A 21,545-nucleotide genomic window follows, 5' to 3' on the forward strand; every position below is an offset into this window, starting at 1 on the left:
ATTCCAGGCGACTGAAGTCGCAGCCGCTTTCCTCCCCATGTCTAAAGCCAGGGGCTTCTCGCTCGTTTTCTGGTGAAAAGTTCGCGGGAAATGCGGAATATGCGAGCTGGCTACCGTAGTTTGTATTATCGCACTCAGACAGCAATTCGGCAGTGCAGACCCAGTTCGATCGCACTCAAAAGCTCGAATCCACAAACAATTTGCCTGCGACTGTCCGGTTTATACCCCAGCTTGTAGGGTAAACCCCACCAGTCAAGCAGATATCATCAATGCTTGAATAAAAATTAAAGAACCTTTAGTTCTAATTTAATTACAGTAGGTGCTAAAAATGCAAAACCATAATTATAACTCTCCCTCTAACTCCCACCAACTCAATACTATGTCAACCAAAAATATGCCTGCTACAACTGTGCGTTCTCGCCGTTTCTATTTGCCGAAAAAACTTGCTTTTTTATCCCTCATTTTGCTCGGCTCCACCGCAACAGTTGGGTGCAACGCCCTAACTTCTCAAGTTCCTGGAAGTTCTAACGCCATTCAAGCTGCACCTTCAACTACAGCGCCAATCTCAGCACTGCCTGCGAATATACTGCCCTCTCAAGACTCTAATTTTGTTACTAAAGTTGTGCAGGAAGTCGGCCCGGCAGTGGTGCGGATCAATTCGTCTCGCACGGTGACGAACCAAGTTCCAGATGAGATACCCGAGCAATTCCGCCGCTTCTTCGGTTCAGACTCTCCCATTCAACCGGGAAATCGGGTAGAAAGGGGTTCCGGTTCGGGCTTTATTTTTGGTTCTGATGGCCGCATTTTGACTAACGCTCACGTCGTTAACGGGGCGGATACGGTGACGGTAAAACTGAAGGATGGCCGCGAATTTGTCGGCAAAGTTTTAGGCGTAGATACAGTTACTGATGTGGCTGTTGTTAAAATAGAAGCTAACAATTTGCCTGTGGTGAATTTGGGCAAATCTGAAGAGTTACAGCCGGGAGAATGGGCGATCGCGATCGGTAATCCCCTCGGTTTGGACAACACTGTGACTGTGGGCATTATTAGCGCTACAGGCCGTTCTAGCGCCGATGTCGGTGTTCCTGACAAGCGCGTCAGCTTTATTCAAACCGACGCTGCGATCAATCCCGGCAATTCCGGTGGGCCGCTGCTGAACCAGCGCGGTCAAGTTATCGGCATGAATACGGCGATTATTCAAGGCGCTCAAGGATTGGGTTTTGCTATTCCGATCGATCGAGCACAACAAATTGCCGACCAATTAGTAACAGCAGGAAAAGCCGAACATCCTTATCTCGGCGTTCGGATGTTGAGCATTACTCCCGAAATCAAGAGAGAATTTAATCAAAATCCCAACACCAAATTGAGGCTGACTGAAGATAAAGGCGTGTTAGTTTTGGGAGTTGCGAAAAATTCTCCGGCGGCACAAGCTGGAGTTCGCCTTGCCGATGTGATCAAGAAAATCAACGGTAAAGAAGTAACTGATGCTGGCAGCGTACAGCAAATTGTCGAGAAAAGTACAGTGGGCAGCGATCTGCAGCTTGAATTAAGCCGCGGCGGACAACCTGTTACTGTGGCGGTGAAAGCGGGTGCTTTTCCAGCGGATCAGCAGCAGTAGAATTGTTGATTGAAACTTATATCTTGCACCATTGTCAATAATCCTTTTATGAACAGGCAAGATGCCTGTTCCACAAGAAAATTAATCTCTTGTGGAACGGGCATCTTGCCCGTTCTTGAGAATGCTGCAAGAGGTGAGTTTTAACTCGTTGCACCATTCTCAATTAGCATTTTATGAACAGGCAAGATGCCTGTTCTACAAGAAAATTTACTCTTTGTGGAACAGGCATCTTGCCTGTTCTTGAGAATGGTGCAAGATGTGAGTTTTAACTCGTTGCACCATTCTCAATTAGCCTGTTCTGAACAGGCAAGATGCCGGTTCCACAAGAAAATCTACTCTTTGTGGAACAGGCATCTTGCCTGTTCTTGAGAATGGTGCAATATCTGAGTTTTAACCGACTTGTGCTGTGAAACGGGGGTCTAAACCCCGGCGGGATGTCCGGTGCGAGTTATACTCCGTTACTATAATTTATATGGCTTATCAGGAAATTGGGTTTAAAACCCCGTCCTTCGCTTGACGGCTTTAATTGTAAAGTTTTAATAACTCACTGAACATCCTATGCTGAACCGGGTAGCATAAGGGGGGAGGTAAAACAATGCTAGTTTTCGAGTTTAAAGCATACGGAAAATCGAATCAGTTTACTGCCGTAGACGAAGCAATTCGTACCGCAAAATTCGTCCGCAATAGCTGTATAAGGTATTGGATGGACAACAAAAAGGTGGATAAATATGATTTGAATAAATACTGCGCTGTACTGGCGCGTGATTTTTCCTTTGCTGATGAACTCAACTCAATGGCTAGACAAGCTAGCGCAGAACGAGCATGGTCTTCTATCTCCCGATTCTACGATAACTGCAAGAAGGGTGTGGCTGGCAAAAAAGGCTATCCACAGTTCCAGAAAGATTGCCGCTCTGTTGAGTATAAATCAACTGGATGGAAACTTGCCGACGACCGAAAATCCATCAATTTTACCGACAAGAAAGGGATTGGGCGGTTAAAACTCAAGGGGACACGCGATTTGCATTTCTACCAAATTAGCCAAATAAAACGGGTGAGATTGGTAAAACGTGCGGATGGCGTATACGTTCAGTTTTGTATTGATATTGATCGAAAGGAAAACATAGCCCCCTCTGGGAACACCATAGGCTTAGACGTAGGATTGAAGGAATATTACACCGACTCAAAAGGAATTACGGTTGAGAACCCTAGATTTTTGCGAAAAGGTGAAAAAGTCCTTAAACGTTGTCAACGTCGGGTGTCCAGGAAAGTAAAAGGTTCAAATAACAGGGACAAAGCTAGGCAGATTCTAGGCAAGCGCCATCTCAAAATAAGCAGGCAGCGCAAAGACCATGCTGTAAAATTAGCACGGTGCGTAATCTCATCCAACGATGTAGTCGCCTACGAAGATTTGAGAATAAAAAATATGGTGAAGAATCATTGCTTAGCTAAGTCTATTAACGACGCATCTTGGTATCAATTCCGTGTGTGGCTCGAATACTTTGCAAAAGTATTTGAGAAAGTTACGGTTGCCGTGAATCCCAAGTATACCAGCCAAGAATGCTCTAGTTGCGGTGTAATCGTAAAGAAAACTCTATCTACTAGAACGCACGTTTGTAAATGCGGATGCAGTTTGGGTAGAGATGAAAACGCAGCTAAAATCATCCTTAGTCGAGGATTGGGTACGGTAGGGCATACCGGAACCTTTGGTATTGAACCAAGCAACGCTTTAGGAGAATTGACCTCTACTGTTGCTGGAGAAATCTTGCCTCAGCAAGTTAGCTCGTCGATTAAAGAATCCCCACGCCTTTAGGCTGGGGAGTGTCAATAAGAGGTAGAAAAATGGCTAACATTAATCGGAGGCGTACTGAAAATATTAACGGTAACTTTTATGTAGACAATACCTGCATTGACTGCGATACTTGTCGGTGGATGGCGCCTGAAGTATTTGGTCAAGCGGGAGAACAGTCTGCGGTTTACCACCAGCCAACTAATGAAACTGAAGAAATGCGATCGCTCGCGGCTCTTTTGTCTTGTCCCACAAGTTCGATAGGGACTGTAGAAAAACCCAAAAGGATCAAAGAAGCCCAGCAACTGTTACCCGCACTCGTAGCAGAAAATGTCTATCACTGCGGCTACCACTCAGAGAATTCCTACGCCGCAGCCAGCTATTTAATTGTCCGCCCCGAAGGAAACATTTTAGTTGATTCTCCTCGTTTTGTGCCGCCGCTAGTTAAAAATATAGAGGCAATGGGCGGCATTCGCTATCTGTACTTGACTCACCGCGATGATGTGGCAGATCATCAACAATACCGCGATCATTTTGGGTGCGATCGCATCATTCATTATGACGAAATTAACGCGAATACTTGCCGTGTAGAAATTCAATTGTCGCCCAGCGAACCGTATCAACTAGCAGATGATTTGTTGATTATATCGGTGCCAGGTCACACGAAAGGTCACACAGTTTTGCTTTACAATAACAAGTTTTTGTTCAGCGGCGATCATCTTGCTTGGTCGGAAAGTTTGCAGCAGCTAGTTGGCTTTCACGATGTCTGTTGGTATTCTTGGCCGGAACAAATCAAATCTATGCAGAATTTGGCTAATTACTCGTTTGAATGGGTGTTGCCGGGACACGGCCGCAGGTATAATGCCGATCGACAAACGATGAGCGAGCAAATGCAAAAGTGTATTGCTTGGATGCTCGATGCTTAATGCGATCGGGTTCATAACTCCGACTCAGCCAAATTCAGTTGACCCCGGTAGCCTGTAAAAATCAGACTGCCATCTTTGAGAATATGAATCTTCATCCGATCGCTCGCCCATTCCTATCTCTCTTCTCGACAAGCGCGTGAATCTGCGTCAATCCCTTGTCATCTGCGGCTCGATAAATTCTCTTTTTTTAACCGCAGATGAGGGCAGATAAACACAGATTAACGCAGATGAATCCCTCTGAATAGACTTAGGGAATGACTGCTAATCAGCTCAAGCAAGCTGCCAGATCGGCATCAGGGGTGGTAATGGCCTGCAAGTTATATTTTTCCGACAGAAGCTTGAATACATTGGGAGAAATAAACGCCGGTAATGTCGGCCCTAGACGAATGTTTTTAATCCCCAAATGCAAGAGAGTTAGCAAGACGGCTACTGCCTTTTGTTCATACCACGACAGAATCATGGAAAGGGGTATATCGTTGACACCTACCTCAAAGGCATTTGCTAGGGCTACAGCAATCTGAATCGCTGAGTAGGCATCGTTGCACTGACCAACATCCATCAGGCGGGGTAGTCCGTCAATGTCGCCCATTTGTCGATCGAAGAAGCGGAACTTACCGCAAGCTAGGGTTAGTACGACACAATCATCAGGCACTTTTTCTACGAACTCGGTGTAGTAGTTGCGATCGGGTTTGGCTCCATCACAGCCCCCCACCAGGAAGAAATGGCGGATTTTACGCTGTTTCACAGCCTCAATGATTTTATCTGCCACCCCTAGGACTGTATTGTGGGCAAAACCAACTGTGACTTCCCTGGCGGGTGCATCTTCAGTAAAGCCGGGAAGTGCCAGTGCTTTCTCAATAACGGGAGTAAAATCGGGTGTGTCATTGTCGCTCTCACTCAAGTTAATCAGACCCGGATAGCCGACGGGGCCAACGCTAAAGAGTTTATTTTCATAATAGGAATGGGTTGGCATTAAGCAGTTGGTCGTAATCACGATCGCACCGGGGAACTTGCCAAAATCCTTGGTTTGGTTCTGCCAAGCAGTGCCGTAGTGACCGTAGAGATGGGGATACTGCTGTTTTAGTTTGGGATAGCCGTGGGCTGGTAGAAGTTCGCCGTGGGTGTAAACAGTAATTCCAGTGTCTGCTGTTTGCTTGAGTAAGCCTTCGAGTTGTTTGATGTCATGTCCTGAAACCAGAATCGCCTTCCCTTGCCGTGGATTGAGGGGAACAGGCGTGGGAATTGGGTGCCCGTAGGTACCGGTATGTCCGGCATCCAATAGTTCCATAGAGCGCAGATTGATGGCTCCCACCTCAAGAGCAAGATTCACCCACTCCTGCAAGCCCAAGGTCGGGTTATCAAGAGCGGTCAGCGCTTCATAAATGAAACGATACACCCGCTCGTCTTCCTGTCCCACTTCGTAGGCGTGGAAGGTGTAGGAGGCAAGACCCTTAACCCCATATAACACTGTGAGTTTGAGTGAGAAAATATCCACATTCAAGCCAGACTGACTGAGGAACTGAGAGGAAATCAGCTCACCCTGCTCAACCAGGCTCTCCTCAAAGTTGGGTTCAAAGTTGGAAATTTCCGACCAGGTAGGTGGAGTGTCTGTTGCTTGCTGCACTTGAGCCTTGAGGTTGGCGCGATGGGCGATCGCTTCCTGGAGATACTCAACAAACCGCTTTTCGGAAAAGTTGACATTCGTCATCGTGGCAAAGATCGTTTCGCAGGTGAAGACATCCACTGCATGAGTATCAATGCCTAACTCCTTTGCTTTCAGGGCAATCGGAGCCAACCCGCGCAGATAATAAATCAGCAAATCTTGGATAGCATTCACCTGGGGACTTTTCCCACAAGCACCAAACTGATGGCATCCTTGTCCGCTTGCTGTTTGTTCGCATTGTTCACAGAACATTAATTTTTTCCTTGTTGAATTGGTTAGAATTTACGCAACAACTCGGTTATGAAAGTATTTATCCGTCCCTGACTATTTTAACAAATCTGACGATGATTCATAGGGACTTGGAAAACCGTTTGCTGGAGTTGCGGATGAGATAGCTATCAAACACGGATGCAATATTGCGAATTAGCAAGCGGCCGAGCGCGGTTACTTCAATGCCATCGCCCCAACGTTTGATTAACCCATCGGTTTCTAAGGCATCAAGTTGTGGCAAAACTTGAGCAAAATAGTCATTAAAATCTAGATCGAAGCCGAGATGGTATTTTTCTTCCAAATCTTGCACCGACAGTTGGAATTGACACATCAATTCCATGATTACTGTGCGCCGAATCAGATCGTCCTGATTAAGTATAACACCTTTTTCGATCGGCAATTCATTGCCATCGAGCGCCCGATAAAAGTCTTTCAATCCCTTGTGGTTTTGGGTATACACATCCTGCAACATACTGATGGAAGTCATGCCAAAGCCCAACAGATCCGATTCGGGCTTAGTGGTATAACCCTGAAAATTACGATGTAGTTGCCCAGCTTGTTGCGCGATAGCTAGTTCATCATTAGGCTTGGCAAAGTGATCCATACCAATAAACACATAGTCATTTTGCGTCAGTTGGGCGATCGTACTTTGCAGAATTTTCAGCTTTTCGCCCGCAGTCGGCAAAGCAGACTCCGGCATTCGTTTCTGAACCGGTTTGAGCCAGGGAACATAGGCAAAATTAAAGACGGCAATGCGATCGGGATTTAATTGCAAGGTCTTCTTTACCGTTTCCTGGAATGTTGCTTGTGTCTGGAAAGGTAAGCCGTAAATCAAATCCACATTGACACTTTCAAACCCAGCTTCCCGCATCCAATCCATCACATCAAACAACATCGCTTCGGGCTGCACCCGATTGATCGCTTGCTGCACGATGGGATTAAAGTCTTGAATGCCAAAGCTAATCCGATTGAATCCTAATTGTCGAAGAAATAGAATGTATTCGCGATCAATATAGCTAGGATTGACTTCGATCGATATTTCTGCCGCGTCATCGAACCGAAAATATCGATTTAACTGGTTCCAGAGAAACTCCACCTGACTGCGATCGAGATAGTTGGGCGTGCCGCCGCCCCAGTGCAACTGATGCACCAGTCGATCGGCATCCACCAAACTGGCAACTTGGCGAATTTGGCGAGCAAGATAGCCTAAATAGGGTTCTACCACCTCCTTGCGCTGGGTAATGATGGTATTGCAGCCGCAGAAATAACAGGGCGTTTCACAAAACGGGATGTGGCAGTAAAGGGATAAGGGAGTTTGTTTGTAATTGCCGACGGCGATCGCGGTTTTAAATGCTTTGCGATCGAAGTCAGTAGTTAATTCGGTGGCGGGTGGATAGCTGGTATAGCGAGGTAAAGGCTGGTTGTATTTATTTAACAATGCAGCATCAAATTCAACCGTTTGTGATAACTGTTTCATTAACTAATGTATCCTTCTGTTGTTGTGTAAATTCAGAACCCCGGCATATTTTAGAGATACGATCGATCTTGTTTTCCTTGGGCGAGTTATTTCGCGACAGATTCTCGCTGGGCATGAGGGCTGCGGCCTTCTGTGCTACCGGGGCGATCTTGCCGAGTCAGCAAATCAAAGGTATGATCTCCAATCGCCGCTTTCACATCGGCTTCGAGTTCGTGCATTACATCCTGGTTAAGGGTAAATGCCAGATTTGCTTCGGCGACAATTCGATCGATCGTGTCAGCATCCACCGGAAACTCATCAAAGGTTTGGCGATAGCGTTCCTTAAATACTCGCCTTGCTTCTGGTGTCGAGATTTGGGAAAATTCATAGAAATTTGTTCCCTGATCCGGCGGCAGAGACAACGCCGATCGAATCACGTTTTTCAAGCTTTGTCCCCCGGATAAATCACCCATATAGCGGGTGTAGGCATGGGCAATCAGCAGGACTGGATCGGTTTTTGAGAGGGTTTGAATGCGATCGCGATACACCGAACCCGCTGGCGAAGCCGTAATTTCCTCCCGCCAATTTTCACCGTAATAAAAAGCTAGATCGCAAGCCAGATTCTCAGTGCGATTTAACTCAGGGAAATAGAGGGTTCCGATTATCGGGTGGTTGACATGGCTCTGCAAAGCCGTTTCTAAGGCGCTGTAAACAAAGTACAAATCGGCAAATAGTTTACGCAAAGGTTCCCGTTCCACAATGCCTTTCATAAAGCATTTCATAAATGCCGTATTTTCGGCTGTGGTGTGGGATTGCATCGTGCCTTCTCGGAGGCGTGTGGATAGATTAGTCATGGCAATATCTCCTAATTAATAGCGGTTCTGGACGATTCAGCATTAATCGAGGGCAGTAAATAAAGGCGCAACAACTGCCAGACAATCACAGCAATCCAGGGTAATTTTTGGCAAAATTGGATGGCGGCATGGCGCTGATTAGTTGAGATTTCTGCTAGCTTCTGATTGGCGATCGCACATCGATCCAAACGGGGAAAGAATTCTGGATGGTGGGTATCTAAAATACTGGGAAACGCCCGTTTTGCTGTTTCATTGGTGTGATGAATCACCTGCTTGTTATATTCATCGGGGTCGATGCCAATCGAGTCATAAAATGTGGAGCGTTCCAACACCGTCATTGTGTGCGTGGCAAACACCGTCAGTAGGAAAAAGCGCGCCCAGAGTCTTGCCTTCCAGTTATTCCAAAGCTTAGGCTGCGATCGCAACAATGCCTTAAAGAAATCCCCATGCCGATTTTCGTCTTGGCACCAATTCTCGAAGTAGCGAAACAGGGGATAAATTTGATGTTCGGGATGTTGTTCGAGATGGCGATACACCAAAATATAGCGCCAGTAGCCAATTTTTTCCGACAGATAAACAGTATAAATTACCCATTCTGGAGGGAAGAATGTGTAGGTACGATTTTTTGTTAAATAGCCCAGATCGAGAGACAACCCAAAATCTGCCATCGCCTTATTCAAGAAACCGGCATGACGCGCTTCATCCCGTGCCAGTAAGCTAAAGGCTTCCGATAACAAGGGTTGGCGATTCTTAAGTTTGCGGGAGAGTTCTTTGAACAACAGAAAACCCGAAAATTCTGAGGTACAGGATCGCTCTAGAAAGTCAATAAATGCCTTTCGCGTTTCGCCATCAATGTTGTCCCAGCATTGCTCAAACTCTTGATTGCGGACAAAATGGTGGCGGTTATAGTCCGCGCGCAATTCTGCTACAACTGCTTCTAATTCCGCTTGTTGCCCGGACAGATCCATTTCGGCAACGGCATCAAAATTGGTGGTGTAAAAGCGGGGTGTTAACAGGGTTTCTTGAACAGGTGCTTTAATGCTGGATGGGAGACCAGCAGACTCCGATTTACTAATTGAACTGACCATAGGAGTGGAGAGTGGATTGTTCGGAATTGATGACTGTGCACCACATTGCCTTAATCCGCGATCGCCCACAAGTCAGTTACCAGTGGTATCCTATAGTTACTTTAGGTAAAGCATTGAAGCAAATAGGACGCTTGAGCCATTTCTAAAGAAATATGGAAATTATCGTGAAGGCAACTGTGCAGGGAGTTTATGGTGGAAGCAAGTCAGTGCGTAGAGGTTAAATGTCCGATTCAATTTGTGCTGGATTTGTTGGACAATAAATGGTCAATTTTGGTTCTACGCGAACTGTTTGGAGGCGATCGCCGTCCCCACGAATTACTCACGGCACTTCCTGGCATCAGCACCAAAACCCTCACCCAACGCCTACGAGAGTTGGAATCTCAAGGGTTAGTCGATCGGCGTGTTTATGCCGAGATTCCGCCCCGTGTCGAATATTCCCTCACGCCCAAGGGTCGCCAAATTCAACCGGTGATGGCAGCCCTGCATCAAGTAGGATCGCAGTGGCTGGGACAAGAGAGTTGTATTTGTCCCTTAACACACTCAAATGCTGAGGACGATCGCATGAACGCTTCAGGTCTAATTTCAGATTAAAAATGTCAGAATTATTTATCTCTCTCTTCTCTTCCTCTGTGTCCTCTGCGTCCTCTGCGGTTTAATCATTCCGGTTCTGGCGGGTGAATTCCGTGGGTTAAGTTAAGTCCCGCTAAGAATTCGCCTTGGGAATAGCCACCAAAGTCATAGAATTAGCCGGGTAAGTTGCCTGGAATCCAGTATCACTGACACCTAAATCGCTCTGACGGACGATCGCCCCCAAATTCGCGTCGCTGTAAGTGTAAAATTGAGCTTTCCCCGCCGGTTTAAATCCTTTCAAACTCAAGTTGCTAGTCAAATTTTTGTTGGTTTTATTAATAATTACCAGCGTCAGAGTACCATCACTGGTACGATCGGCTGCGTAGATTGACAAAAGTCCCTGATCTGTGCTAAGCGATCGCACCCAAGTATCGCCATATTTACCACCTTTTCCGTCGTAATTCATGTAAATTCGGAAAGCATAAGCACCCGGTTCAGAAGACTTCGGAGGCCCCCACAGCGTCGCTAAATCCACTTGTTCCCGCCCAAAAATCCCCAGTACATCGGCTTGGGCTAAGGCGCCGTTAATCGACTCCAAACCGCCCCAATTGTATTCAGTAATCGCGAGTTTTGTACCTGGATAATCTTCCTTGATCCACTCTCGAAACCGGGGAAGGATTGTTAGTGGCGGATAGTATTTTCCTATCCAACTTTCATCAGTATAGGTAGCATCCCAGAGAGAACGAGTCGATCGCAGTCGCAGCGCTTGGGTTTTGGCATCGCCGGCGGGACAATTGGCCAAACAGGTATCGTCCGCCGCAGGATAGTAGTGTTCGTCGAAATAGTCGAGAATCCGAACACCTTTTTGCTTTTCATAAGCGCGCATTTGTTGCAGGTACCACCGCGCAAACCAGACACCGCCGTGTTTTTCGCGATCGCCCTTAACCCCCGAATCCACATAGACAGGCCAGCCAAAATCCGACGGGCCGAGTACCTTAGCAGTGGGATCTGTAGCTTTTACCATTGAGGCATATTGGTAAGTGCGATCGCGCAATTCATCGTAACTTGTCGCTTCAGGATGAACATCGCGGTGAGTATTTCCCCAGCCGCTTGGTTCGTTGTCCATTTGATAAATTTGCACACCGCCGTTAGCAGCAGTACCGTGGGCTTTAACTAAGTGTTTAACCCAAGCTTGTTGAAAAGCTGGGTCGCTAATAATACTGACATCAAGGCGATTATTATCAGTTATCAAAGTACCGTCGGGACGCTTACCGTTGCCGCACTTATCTCCTTCTGGAAAAATGTAGGGATTTGTTTTTTCTTGCGGGCCGTATTTGGATACTCTAAACCCGCAGTTCCAAGTGCTAAATTTATTTACATAGCCAATCATCGGGATTGTAACGATGCTTTTGCTGCCGTTTTGGCGGTTGGTTTTGACAATTTTATCTATAGAATCGCCGGGAACAGGATTTTTATTGTCGCCGCCACCCACGAAAAAGAAGTCATCGCCGCTGTTGGAAGAATCGACTAACCAGTTGTAGCGGCTGGTGTGATTAGCCCCCCAGCGTTGTACCGGAATTCGTAACTCTTTGGCGAGTGTGGGATCGATCGCATAATCATTCATACCATAGATGTCAGGACTTATGGAATGTCGATCGGCTGTAACATCTACAGACAAAGCCGGGCCGATAGTTTGGGCGATCGCCATTTTGATGTAAGCTGTTGTTGCCACTACCCCCAAAGCCGCCAAAAAACCTAACAATAATAGGGTAATCCAACGCGGTTTATTTTCGTGAGTAAGCCACAAAAATCGTCTATTCATTTTTTATTTTCCCTGGTAAATGTGGATTATTTTATTACATTATTTTCGGCGCATTTATCTAGATTAATCAGCCGTTCTACATTTAAATTTAATATCGTTTCCGGTTGGATGGGAATGATAAAGTCAAGGTCAATAATTCTACATTCCCCCACTCCCCATCATGTATGAGTGTAACCGGAATTGATATAACTTTTGGGGCGGGCTAGAAGCCCAACCCCTACTCCTCACAATAGTATGTGTGTAAGATGCCCATTGTGTACCCGGAGAGACTTACAGCGGTTCTCAAAAAAGTGAGGTATGCCCTATGCCCTATGCCCTATGCCCTATAGTACCTCATCTTTCTGAGAAAGGCTATATTTAACCTTGACTGTAAGCCTCCATTGGCAAACAAGAACAGACAAAATTGCGATCGCCAAACGCATTATCTATCCGGCCCACCGCCGGCCAAAACTTATGTTCGCGAGTCCAAGATGTCGGATAAGCAGCTTGCGCGCGAGTATAAGGACGATTCCACTCATCAACCATCAGAGATTCTGCGGTGTGCGGCGCATTTTTTAACACATTATTTTGCGCGTCAACATTGCCTTTTTCAATCTCGGCAATTTCGCCTCGAATCGCAATCATTGCATCGCAAAAACGGTCTAATTCCTGCTTTGATTCGCTTTCCGTCGGTTCCACCATTACCGTACCAGCAACCGGCCAAGAAACCGTCGGCGCGTGATAGCCGTAATCCATCAACCGTTTAGCGATATCTTCGACTTCAATAGCCGCAGATTTTTTGAGCGATCGCAAATCCAGAATACACTCGTGCGCCACCAAACCAGCTTTCCCTTTGTACAAAACGGGATAATAAGATTCTAAGCGTTTTGCCATGTAATTAGCATTAAGAATTGCTACTTTTGTGGCCTCAGTTAAACCCACTCCTCCCATCATCCGAATGTACATCCAAGAAATAGGCAAAATGCTAGCACTTCCCCAAGGCGCGGCGGAAACAGCACCAACTGATGTTTGTTGACTGATGTTTGTTGACTGTTGACTGTTAAGAATAGAATGACTGGGCAAAAATTCTACTAAATGAGACCTTACCCCAATGGGCCCCATTCCCGGGCCGCCGCCACCGTGAGGAATACAGAAAGTTTTGTGCAAATTCAAGTGACAAACATCAGCACCAAAATCACCGGGGCGGCACAAACCAACTTGAGCATTCATATTCGCGCCGTCCATATAAACTTGTCCACCGCAGTTGTGGACAATCTCGCAAATCTCTTTAATTTCTTCCTCAAAAACGCCGTGCGTTGATGGATATGTCACCATCAAAGCCGCCAGTTCATTTTTGTGTTTTTCTGCTTTTTTATGTAAGTCAGCAACATCAATATTGCCCTGAGAGTCGCACTCGACAGCAACTACTTTCATCCCCGCCATCACCGCGCTAGCCGGATTTGTACCGTGGGCTGACTGGGGAATTAAACAGATATTTCGGTGAGATTCGCCTCGGTGTTCGTGGTATTGACGAATAACTAACAAGCCCGCGTATTCGCCTTGGGAACCAGCGTTTGGCTGCAAAGAAATTCCCGCAAAACCTGTAATTTCTGCCAGCCACTGTTCTAGTTGCACGAACATTTTTTGATACCCGCGAGTTTGATCGCGGGGTGCAAAAGGATGTATCTTGCCAAATTCCGCCCAAGTCACCGGCATCATCTCTGCTGTTGCATTCAATTTCATTGTGCAAGAACCCAAGGGAATCATCGATGTATTTAGCGATAAATCCTTGGCTTCTAAACGGTGCAAATACCGCAAAAGTTCAGTTTCTGAATGGTAGCTGTTGAAAACTGGGTGGGCGAGATAGCTGCTGGTGCGATCGCAAAAATCTGGTAAGGTCAAATAGGAATTCAATGCGTCTGCATCCAGCGGAATGTTGAGAGCATTCTGCCCGTCACCCCTGATATAATCTTTATTCTGTGCAAAAATTTCCCACAACTCTTGCACATCTTCAACGCTGACAGTTTCATCTAAAGTGATTCCCACTGTCGAATCATCGAAAACTCGGAGATTAATTTTGCGTACTTTAGCAGCTTCTAGAAGTTCTGACAGCGGTTTTTCTCCCAATTCTACCCGCAAAGTATCGAAGAAAGGTTGAGAACCAATTTTGTATCCGAAACTTCTTAAACCCGATGCCAAAAGTGCTGTTAAAGTCCATACTTTCTCAGCAATGTCTTTTAGTCCAGACGGGCCGTGATAAACAGCATACATACTCGCCATCACTGCCAGCAAAACTTGAGCAGTACAAATATTGCTAGTAGCTTTTTCGCGGCGGATGTGCTGTTCGCGAGTTTGCAAAGCCAAGCGCAAAGCAGATTTGCCGTTGGCATCTTTAGAAACGCCGACAATTCGCCCCGGAACTTGCCGTTTAAACTCTTCTCGCGTGGCGAAATAGGCTGCGTGGGGCCCTCCGAATCCCATCGGCACTCCGAAGCGCTGAGTGCTTCCTACGGCTATATCCGCGCCGAATTCGCCGGGGGGTGTGAGCAAGCAAAGGCTCAATATGTCGGCGGCTACTGTGACTAATGCGCCGACTTCGTGTGCCGATCGAATAAAATCGGTATAGTCGTAAATTGCGCCGTCTGTGGCTGGGTATTGCAGGAGAGCGCCGAAGATTGTACGATCGAACTCAAAGCTTTGATGGTCGCCGACAATTACCTCAATTTCCAGCGGCTTAGCGCGAGTTTGCACAACTTCAATAGTTTGAGGGTGGCAATCTTGGGAAACAAAAAACGCTTTTGCCTTATTTTTGCTGGCGCCGTAACTCACCGCCATCGCTTCCGCCGCCGCTGTCCCTTCATCGAGCAAAGAAGCGTTGGCAATTTCCAAACCCGTGAGGTCAATTATCATGGTTTGGAAGTTCAGCAAAGCTTCCAATCGCCCTTGAGCAATTTCGGCTTGGTAGGGAGTGTAAGCTGTATACCAGCCGGGATTTTCTAGGATATTCCGCTGGATGACGGGGGGAGTTATGCAGTCGTGATATCCAGTGCCGATGTACGATCGAAATACCTGATTTTTTGCAGCAATTTCTTTCAATTCTGCCAAAGCGCTGTACTCGCTTTGCGCTGCGGGAAGTTGTAGCGGTTGAGAAATGCGAATCGCCGCTGGAACCGTTTTGTCAATCAACTCATCGAGGCTGGAAATGCCCAAAACATTGAGCATTTGCTGGATTTCGCTGGGTGTCGGGCCAATGTGCCGGCCCGCAAAACCATTGATGGAGGAAAGGTTTTGCTGCTGGTTGGGTTCAAGTTGAGGGCTGTAGAGTACCAAGGCGGATTCTCCTGAATAGACTTTTGCTTCTTTGTTTGTAACATTTTGCTAAGAAAACAAGGAAGATTTTCTGCGTCTATCAAAGTCCGAGAGTCCGATAGTCCGACAGTCCGACAGTCCGACAGTCCGACAGGGGTTGAAACCCCTGTCTCATAGCTAAAGTCGTCTGAAGACGACTAAGGAAGATTTTTTGCGTCTATCAAAGTCCGAGAGTCCGACAGTCCGATAGTCCGACAGTCCGACAGGGGTTGAAACCCCTGTCTCATAGCTAAAGTCGTCTGAAGACGACTGTAGATTAAGCTGCACTTATCGCAACTCCCCCCGCAACAGCTTGGTATTTCAGTCGTCTTTAGACGACTTGTGCTATTAGCCAGGGGTTTCAACCCCTGGCGGATTGTGGAATTATCAACGAGCCCTATGCCCTATGCCCTATGCCCTATGCCCTATGCCCTATGCCCTATTCCCCTTCGACCATTTTGCGATACTCCGGGGCCGAGAAAGCCTCGTCTGCTTCGCTGGGATTGTCAACGCGCACTTTCAGCAGCCATCCAGCGCCATAGGGGTCTTCTGCCAAATTTTCGGGAGACTCTATAATGTCATCATTGCGTTCTACGACTATACCGGTAACTGGTGCTTTCAAGTCTTCAACGGCTTTCACTGACTCGACTGTACCGAAAGCTTCGCCCTTTTCCAACCCTGCACCGACTTCGGGCAAATCTAGAAACACGATATCGCCGAGTTGGTCAACTGCAAAAGCACTAATGCCGATGGTGGCTATTTCGCCTTCGAGTCGGATGTATTCGTGGGTATCTAGGTATTTCAAGTCATCGGGGTATTTTAGTGCCATATCTTTTCTCACAATAAACAAAGTATCAAGTAAATCTTAGTGAACTATGAGCCTTTAATAATGACTAAGTGGAACAAAAAAAATATTAAACGCTTGCTTTTCGGAGAATTTTCTGTCAAAAGACTGATGCGCTCTATAATTTTTATTTACGCATTTCTGTGTTTTTACGGTTTCTTTTTTTCAGAACGACTAATTTTTCAACCTCCCCCATCTAGTCAGAGTGATAGCAGGGAAGTTATCAAAGTTAGCTCAGCTAATGGCGTGAAAATTTCTACTGTTCATTTTCCTAACCCGCAAGCTAAATATACTATACTTTACAGTCACGGGAATGCGGAAGACTTGGAGGGGATTTTGTGGCTACTCAGAGAGATTCGAGATAGCGGGTTTGCTGTGTTTGCCTATGATTATCAAGGTTACGGCACGAGTCAGGGAAATCCTTCTGAGTATAATACTTATCGTGATATTGAGGCTGCTTACAATTATTTAACCCAACAGTTGGGAGTACCTGCAAACCAAATTATTCTTTACGGCCGTTCGGTGGGTGGTGGGCCAGCAATTGATTTGGCTTCGCGGCAAAAAGTCGGCGGTTTGGTGGTTGAAAGTTCCTTTGTTTCGGCTTTTCGGGTGTTGACGCGGATTCCGATTTTACCCTTTGACAAGTTTGTGAATATTGATAAAATTGGCAAAGTGCGATCGCCTGTTTTGGTGATTCACGGTAAGGCTGATGAGGTGGTTCATTTTTGGCATGGAGAGCAGTTGTTTGCCACCGCGAAGCACCCGAAATTAAATTTTTGGGTTGATGGGGCCGGTCATAATGATTTGATGGATGTGGCGGGCGATCGCTATGCTGAAACTTTGCGACAATTTGCTAAGCTAGTAGATGAGTCTTCTTGACCAAGATGAGCAACGGGCTAGAAGCCCGTTCCACAACAACACATACACTTATAGCAATCCTCGCATCAGTGGTAAAAATATGTAGGGGTAGTGCCCCCGTGCCTACCCCAGCCAAGGCGGGGCAACCACGGGGGGTCTGCCCCTACAAGAATTACACAAATCATTTAGGATTGCTATATACTTTATTGTGAACCGTTGCTATGAGCAACGCCCCTGAATTAAGGCTGACCTACTTAATTTAACTGGGGCGGTTTGGCGATCGATAAAATGGTTTTTTCACTACACTAGCCGGATAGTTTTTCCCGCGAATTTCGACCTCTAATTGCTGACCGATTTTAGCTAATTTTGCCGGAACAAATGCGAGGGCGACTGGCCGATTCAATGTAGGCGATAATGTACCGCTAGTAACTTCTCCTACTGTTTCGCCTTCACATATTACCGGATAGCCGTGGCGCGCAATGTGCCGCCCTTGCATTTCTAACCCTACCAACCGCTTTGATACTCCACTCGCTTTCTGCTGTTCCAAAACCTCACGACCAATAAAATCGCCTTTGGTGTCGAGGTGAACTACCCAACCCAATCCAGCCTCTAAAGGTGTGATATTGTCGTCGATATCTTGACCGTAAAGAGCCATTGCTGCTTCTAAACGCAAGGTATCTCTCGCGCCCAATCCGCAAGGAACAACACCAGCAGCTAACAATTTTTGCCACAGTTCTTTTCCTACTTCGGCATCCACCATGATTTCAAACCCATCTTCGCCGGTGTAACCAGTTCTGGCGATAAAACTCGGCTGTCCCAACAGATTTGTTTCTAAGTGACCGAATGCCTTAATTGGTGCCAGGTTGTCTTCCACAAAAGGCTGGAGATATTTAACAGCTTCTGGTCCTTGAATTGCGATTAAAACTTTATCTTCTGAGATGTCTGTAAAACAGAGTTCGCTCAATTCTAAGTGAGTGGTGATCCATGCTTTGTCGGCGATGCGAGTGGCGGCGTTGACAATGATTACTGCACGTTCTTCGCTAGTGATAGGGTCTGGTTCTTGGCAGTAGAAAATAATGTCGTCTAAGATGCAGCCTTGGGCATTTAGCAAGACTGTATATTGAGCTTGACCGGGTTGCAAGCGGCTTAAGTCTGAGGGTACTAAGGGTTGAAATTTTTCTATTAATTGTTTCCCTCTCAAACCAAATTTTCCCATGTGGGAAATGTCGAACATTCCTGCTTGCTGGCGTACTGCTTGGTGTTCGCTGCTGATGCCTGCGTACTGTACTGCCATCTCCCACCCGGAAAAGGGCACCATCCGAGCTTTGAGTTCTAATGATAGGTCGTACAGAGGCGTGCGGGCAAGTTGGCTCGGACTCTCTGGATTGTTGGGTTCAGTTGACTTTGCCACTGGTAGCGCTTTGGTTGCGGGTAGACTGTTTTGATTTTACGGGAAAATTGGTTTTCGCGGTGTGTGGCCCGATCGAATTTAAGGCCACGGCAATGCTGTTTAGGTATCAGTCGCGATCGAATTTAACGACAGGGCAATGCTGTTTCGGTACAAGTCGCGATCGAATTTAAGGACACGGCAATGCTGTTTAGGTACAAGTCGCGATCGAATTTAAGCACGCGCTGGTACTGTTTGGGTACAAATTAGGACACAGCACTGATGTATTCCTAATCTTGTTTATGGAGAATAGCGGGCTCGAACCGCTGACCCCTACAATGCCATTGTGTGTCAAATATGGTTGAAATCCTTAATAAATATAAGGTTGAGGCATAGTCAATAATTGCTATATTAATTTAATCGTTATTTTCAGATTCTTTAGATTCTTCAGATTCTTTATCTTGGACAGCTTCCCGTTGCTCAAGCCATTCGAGCACAGCCATCCTCACGATCGATGCTAGCGACTGACTCGGCTCGATCGCCTGAGCTTTTAATCGCTCCCGCAACTGCCCAATATCGAATGTCACCGATATGCGATCGCGACTATCCCTACTTTTTGCCATGAAATTCCATAAAATCCCATAAAATCCTTTGACTACTCAAATCAGGATAATGGAAAACTTAGAAAGTTTCTAAGTTTTTCTTGACGTAACACTAATTTAGTGTTACATTTGCAAAAACGCCTGGTAAACGTGCGTCAACACGTTCACCAGACTTTCCACCAATGCCGCCACACGGCACTAGGAGACAGCATTATGTTACTACAGCCACAGCATCTAGTTGTGGTTGAACGTTCGTTCAACCCCAACTGCATTGTGAAAGGTTTCGGAAAAACGGCTCAGGAAGCAGCCGAGAAGGTATGGAATCAGAGACGAGCTTTCGGGTACTGGGACGCAACGAAAACTTACCCCAAACCCAAAGCTGAAGAACTAGGCGAAGAACCAGGCACTGAAAAAGGAAGCCCACGGGACGATCGATAATTTTTTTTCTCTGGCTGTGAGCTACTGGAAAGACAGCCCCAGCTATCCCTAAAGTAGCTCATACAAAGACATGAAACGCCGAAAGACAATAACAGCGCAAGTTACGGAAGAATCGGGTAGGCGCAATTTCTGGACGCGATCGGAGTTAAGGGCAGAACTGGGCAAGATTTCCCATAAAACGAATAAGCCAATGGCAGAAGCAACTTTTAAACGAAGATTGGCACTGCTTGAGGAAGAATGCCCAGAAATTGAGCGATCGCTTTATAGTCGCAAATTCTCAGATTTCTCGAAATGGTGTCTGGTTCAGCTAGAGGAAATCTTCTTGATCTGCGATCGAGATATCGACAAAACCCGCAATTACTTACAAAACATAGGAATCAACACAGATGAGTATTTCAAGAATCGAACTCAAAGCTCAACTCGGTCTGGGCAAAGTTAGCGACATCACCAATGTCCGAAAAGCTCTGGGTCAGAGAGATTGGCAAAACTCTCAGGTTGTAGACGCTGATGCTCTCGAAGTGACTGAATACTACCGACTGGTACGAGAACAAATGATGTCGCCAGCAGACGCACTGTTACAAATAGCTGGCAAACGGACAGGCACCGCAGCGGAAGCTCAAAATGATGATATTGACGAGACTGCGGTTGATCATAGTGAACACCGCGATGGTCAAGAAGAAACCAATGGAATGGTACTTGCTATTCGATCGATCACTCAAGAAGCCAGCTTAGCAATGACTGATGTTGCTGATGCAGCATCTGAGCAAATAGTTGATACTTTTTGCATTGCCCTGGGCGCAAATGTAGTGGACAAACTTCAAAATAGAGCAGCTAAAGTTCGAGCGAATTTTGGTTCGATCACTCAATCTGTTCGATCGACTCCTTTAGATTTGCGTGGCGGGAGTTTACCGGGAAAAAAACAGGAATCGAAACAGATTACTGGACTTTGGGGCTAATCGAATCTTGCAGAGAACTAGCTGAAGCTTATAGCGATCGCCTAGTTCTGGAGCATCAAGCTAGGCAAGCTCACAGAGAAAAACTATTCACTGCTTTAGTTATCTATGCGAGCTTGCGTTCCCCTTCCTGTTCCTGTTCTTGTTCTTGTTCCTGTTTCTGTACCAAGAAATCTACACCTCAATCTAGACAAGAGGAAAGAGCAATGATTCAGTGGTTACTTTCGATTTTTACCGCTCCCGCCAATCCCTATCCTGTGAGTTCAGCTTCAGTATTTATGACGGGGGTTTGCTAAATGCTAGTCCCTATCACATCTAGAAAACTATTTGACTGGCACAGTCAGCAAAAAGTTTACGTCTACAGTGCTGATAAAAAGTGTTTGGAATTGTGCCGAGTTATCGATTTGAACTTGTGTACAGGTGATATGACACGATTTGTAGAGCCTGTTGATGAAAATCTACAACTGTGCCAGCCACGAAAAAGAATTTTACCGCCGAACTGTGTAGGAAGCAGAGAATGCCCCTATCCCAAAACCTGTTACAGGTTGGAGACAGATCAGCAGAACTATGAATGTACATTCCCGTCTCAAGATGATATGGAACTATGGAACTAACGGCTGATATGCAAGCCATTCTCGATTTCCTGAAACGTTTTGAAGTAGGCAGTACAGCAGAAATTGCTTTCTGTACTTTAATCGCAGAATGGCGAGTAGAAATTGATGTTCAAGATATGGCAGATGAAGGCTTGATACGGATTTCAAAGGATAGTGCAAGCAATACGATCGCAAGAATTGTTAATCACAGCAAGGATTATTAACGATGAATGACCAATCGGCAGATTCAACACCAACAAGTAAGAATTCAGAACCTGGATATCCCTGGATGAGTAGAGCTATCCCAGCATTGATGGTTGGCTTTGGTGCATTTTGCTATCAAACCGGGTATCAAGAAGCCGTCAAACAAGTGAAACCGACGATCGTCTACGGCAACCAAACAGTTAATAACCAGAAAGTTTATCAAATTTCACCATCAATAGGAATTGGCAGCCACAATAACCGTCAAACAGTTGAGAATTAGGAGCTA

The 21,545-nt window shown here is 46.1% G+C and carries 21 protein-coding genes; 12 read left to right on the forward strand and 9 right to left on the reverse strand.

Going from position 1 to position 21,545, the window contains the following annotated elements; all coding sequences use genetic code 11:
• The first annotated feature begins 379 nt into the window (after positions 1 to 379).
• The 3 genes from QUB06_RS20990 to QUB06_RS21000 all read left to right on the forward strand — a co-directional run bounded on the left by QUB06_RS20990 (position 380) and on the right by QUB06_RS21000 (position 4,330).
• Positions 380 to 1,618 (forward strand): HhoA/HhoB/HtrA family serine endopeptidase, encoded by a 1,239-nt coding sequence (locus QUB06_RS20990; RefSeq protein WP_445251409.1) that lies wholly within the window; start codon positions 380 to 382, stop codon positions 1,616 to 1,618.
• A gap of 595 nt (positions 1,619 to 2,213) precedes the next feature.
• A complete protein-coding gene (locus tag QUB06_RS20995) occupies positions 2,214 to 3,428 on the forward strand; it encodes a transposase (RefSeq protein ID WP_333436896.1) in 1,215 nt (404 codons plus the stop codon).
• A gap of 29 nt (positions 3,429 to 3,457) precedes the next feature.
• A complete protein-coding gene (locus QUB06_RS21000) occupies positions 3,458 to 4,330 on the forward strand; it encodes an MBL fold metallo-hydrolase (RefSeq protein ID WP_333436897.1) in 873 nt (290 codons plus the stop codon).
• Between the two features lie 265 nt (positions 4,331 to 4,595).
• Here QUB06_RS21000 and hcp read toward each other — a convergent pair whose 3' ends face one another.
• The 4 genes from hcp to acsF form a co-directional block, all read right to left on the reverse strand.
• Positions 4,596 to 6,245, reverse strand: a complete 1,650-nt coding sequence (gene hcp / locus QUB06_RS21005) for a hydroxylamine reductase (RefSeq protein WP_333436898.1) — start codon at positions 6,243 to 6,245, stop codon at positions 4,596 to 4,598.
• Positions 6,246 to 6,342: 97 nt separating this feature from the next.
• Entirely contained in the window at positions 6,343 to 7,740 is a 1,398-nt protein-coding gene (gene hemN / locus QUB06_RS21010) for an oxygen-independent coproporphyrinogen III oxidase (RefSeq protein WP_333436899.1), read from the reverse strand.
• A gap of 86 nt (positions 7,741 to 7,826) precedes the next feature.
• Positions 7,827 to 8,573: a heme oxygenase (biliverdin-producing) gene (locus tag QUB06_RS21015; RefSeq protein WP_333436900.1), complete on the reverse strand. Its 747-nt coding sequence runs from the start codon at positions 8,571 to 8,573 to the stop codon at positions 7,827 to 7,829.
• A gap of 11 nt (positions 8,574 to 8,584) precedes the next feature.
• Positions 8,585 to 9,661: a magnesium-protoporphyrin IX monomethyl ester (oxidative) cyclase gene (gene acsF / locus QUB06_RS21020; protein WP_333436901.1), complete on the reverse strand. Its 1,077-nt coding sequence runs from the start codon at positions 9,659 to 9,661 to the stop codon at positions 8,585 to 8,587.
• A gap of 11 nt (positions 9,662 to 9,672) precedes the next feature.
• On the opposite strand from acsF, the gene QUB06_RS21025 reads away from it, so the two are divergent.
• Positions 9,673 to 9,807 (forward strand): hypothetical protein, encoded by a 135-nt coding sequence (locus QUB06_RS21025; protein ID WP_333181438.1) that lies wholly within the window; start codon positions 9,673 to 9,675, stop codon positions 9,805 to 9,807.
• Positions 9,808 to 9,850: 43 nt separating this feature from the next.
• A complete protein-coding gene (locus tag QUB06_RS21030; RefSeq protein ID WP_333436902.1) occupies positions 9,851 to 10,252 on the forward strand; it encodes a helix-turn-helix domain-containing protein in 402 nt (133 codons plus the stop codon).
• A 112-nt stretch (positions 10,253 to 10,364) separates the two neighbouring features.
• On the opposite strand, the gene QUB06_RS21035 is transcribed toward QUB06_RS21030, so the two are convergent.
• The 3 genes from QUB06_RS21035 to gcvH all read right to left on the reverse strand — a co-directional run bounded on the left by QUB06_RS21035 (position 10,365) and on the right by gcvH (position 16,209).
• A complete protein-coding gene (locus tag QUB06_RS21035; protein ID WP_333436904.1) occupies positions 10,365 to 12,053 on the reverse strand; it encodes a glycoside hydrolase family 44 protein in 1,689 nt (562 codons plus the stop codon).
• A 357-nt stretch (positions 12,054 to 12,410) separates the two neighbouring features.
• A complete protein-coding gene (gcvP, locus tag QUB06_RS21040; protein ID WP_333436905.1) occupies positions 12,411 to 15,362 on the reverse strand; it encodes an aminomethyl-transferring glycine dehydrogenase in 2,952 nt (983 codons plus the stop codon).
• Between the two features lie 457 nt (positions 15,363 to 15,819).
• Positions 15,820 to 16,209, reverse strand: coding sequence for a glycine cleavage system protein GcvH (gene gcvH / locus QUB06_RS21045; RefSeq protein ID WP_333108659.1), 390 nt, complete (start codon positions 16,207 to 16,209; stop codon positions 15,820 to 15,822).
• A 60-nt stretch (positions 16,210 to 16,269) separates the two neighbouring features.
• On the opposite strand from gcvH, the gene QUB06_RS21050 reads away from it, so the two are divergent.
• Complete coding sequence (locus QUB06_RS21050; protein ID WP_333436906.1) at positions 16,270 to 17,103, forward strand: alpha/beta hydrolase; 834 nt, start codon at positions 16,270 to 16,272, stop codon at positions 17,101 to 17,103.
• Positions 17,104 to 17,341: 238 nt separating this feature from the next.
• On the opposite strand, the gene gcvT is transcribed toward QUB06_RS21050, so the two are convergent.
• Positions 17,342 to 18,493 carry a glycine cleavage system aminomethyltransferase GcvT gene (gene gcvT, locus QUB06_RS21055; protein ID WP_333436907.1) on the reverse strand — a complete coding sequence of 384 codons (1,152 nt, stop codon included), beginning with the start codon at positions 18,491 to 18,493 and terminating at the stop codon, positions 17,342 to 17,344.
• 392 nt (positions 18,494 to 18,885) lie between these two features.
• Entirely contained in the window at positions 18,886 to 19,092 is a 207-nt protein-coding gene (locus QUB06_RS21060) for a hypothetical protein (RefSeq protein ID WP_333436908.1), read from the reverse strand.
• A gap of 99 nt (positions 19,093 to 19,191) precedes the next feature.
• Between QUB06_RS21060 and QUB06_RS21065 the strand changes: the two genes are divergently transcribed.
• From QUB06_RS21065 to QUB06_RS21090, 6 genes are all read left to right on the forward strand, one after another.
• Positions 19,192 to 19,509: a hypothetical protein gene (locus tag QUB06_RS21065; RefSeq protein WP_333436909.1), complete on the forward strand. Its 318-nt coding sequence runs from the start codon at positions 19,192 to 19,194 to the stop codon at positions 19,507 to 19,509.
• A gap of 70 nt (positions 19,510 to 19,579) precedes the next feature.
• On the forward strand, positions 19,580 to 19,948 hold the full coding sequence (locus tag QUB06_RS21070; RefSeq protein WP_333436910.1) for a hypothetical protein: 369 nt from the start codon (positions 19,580 to 19,582) through the stop codon (positions 19,946 to 19,948).
• A complete protein-coding gene (locus tag QUB06_RS21075; RefSeq protein WP_333436911.1) occupies positions 19,896 to 20,465 on the forward strand; it encodes a hypothetical protein in 570 nt (189 codons plus the stop codon). Before QUB06_RS21070 ends, QUB06_RS21075 begins: the two co-directional genes overlap by 53 nt.
• Before the next feature lie 293 nt (positions 20,466 to 20,758).
• Positions 20,759 to 21,076, forward strand: coding sequence for a hypothetical protein (locus tag QUB06_RS21080; RefSeq protein ID WP_333436912.1), 318 nt, complete (start codon positions 20,759 to 20,761; stop codon positions 21,074 to 21,076).
• Positions 21,067 to 21,279 (forward strand): hypothetical protein, encoded by a 213-nt coding sequence (locus QUB06_RS21085; RefSeq protein ID WP_333436913.1) that lies wholly within the window; start codon positions 21,067 to 21,069, stop codon positions 21,277 to 21,279. Before QUB06_RS21080 ends, QUB06_RS21085 begins: the two co-directional genes overlap by 10 nt.
• Before the next feature lie 2 nt (positions 21,280 to 21,281).
• Entirely contained in the window at positions 21,282 to 21,539 is a 258-nt protein-coding gene (locus QUB06_RS21090; RefSeq protein WP_333436914.1) for a hypothetical protein, read from the forward strand.
• Positions 21,540 to 21,545 lie beyond the last annotated feature (6 nt).

The sequence above is a fragment of the Microcoleus sp. D2_18a_D3 genome (assembly GCF_036702455.1).
Lineage (GTDB): Bacteria > Cyanobacteriota > Cyanobacteriia > Cyanobacteriales > Microcoleaceae > Microcoleus.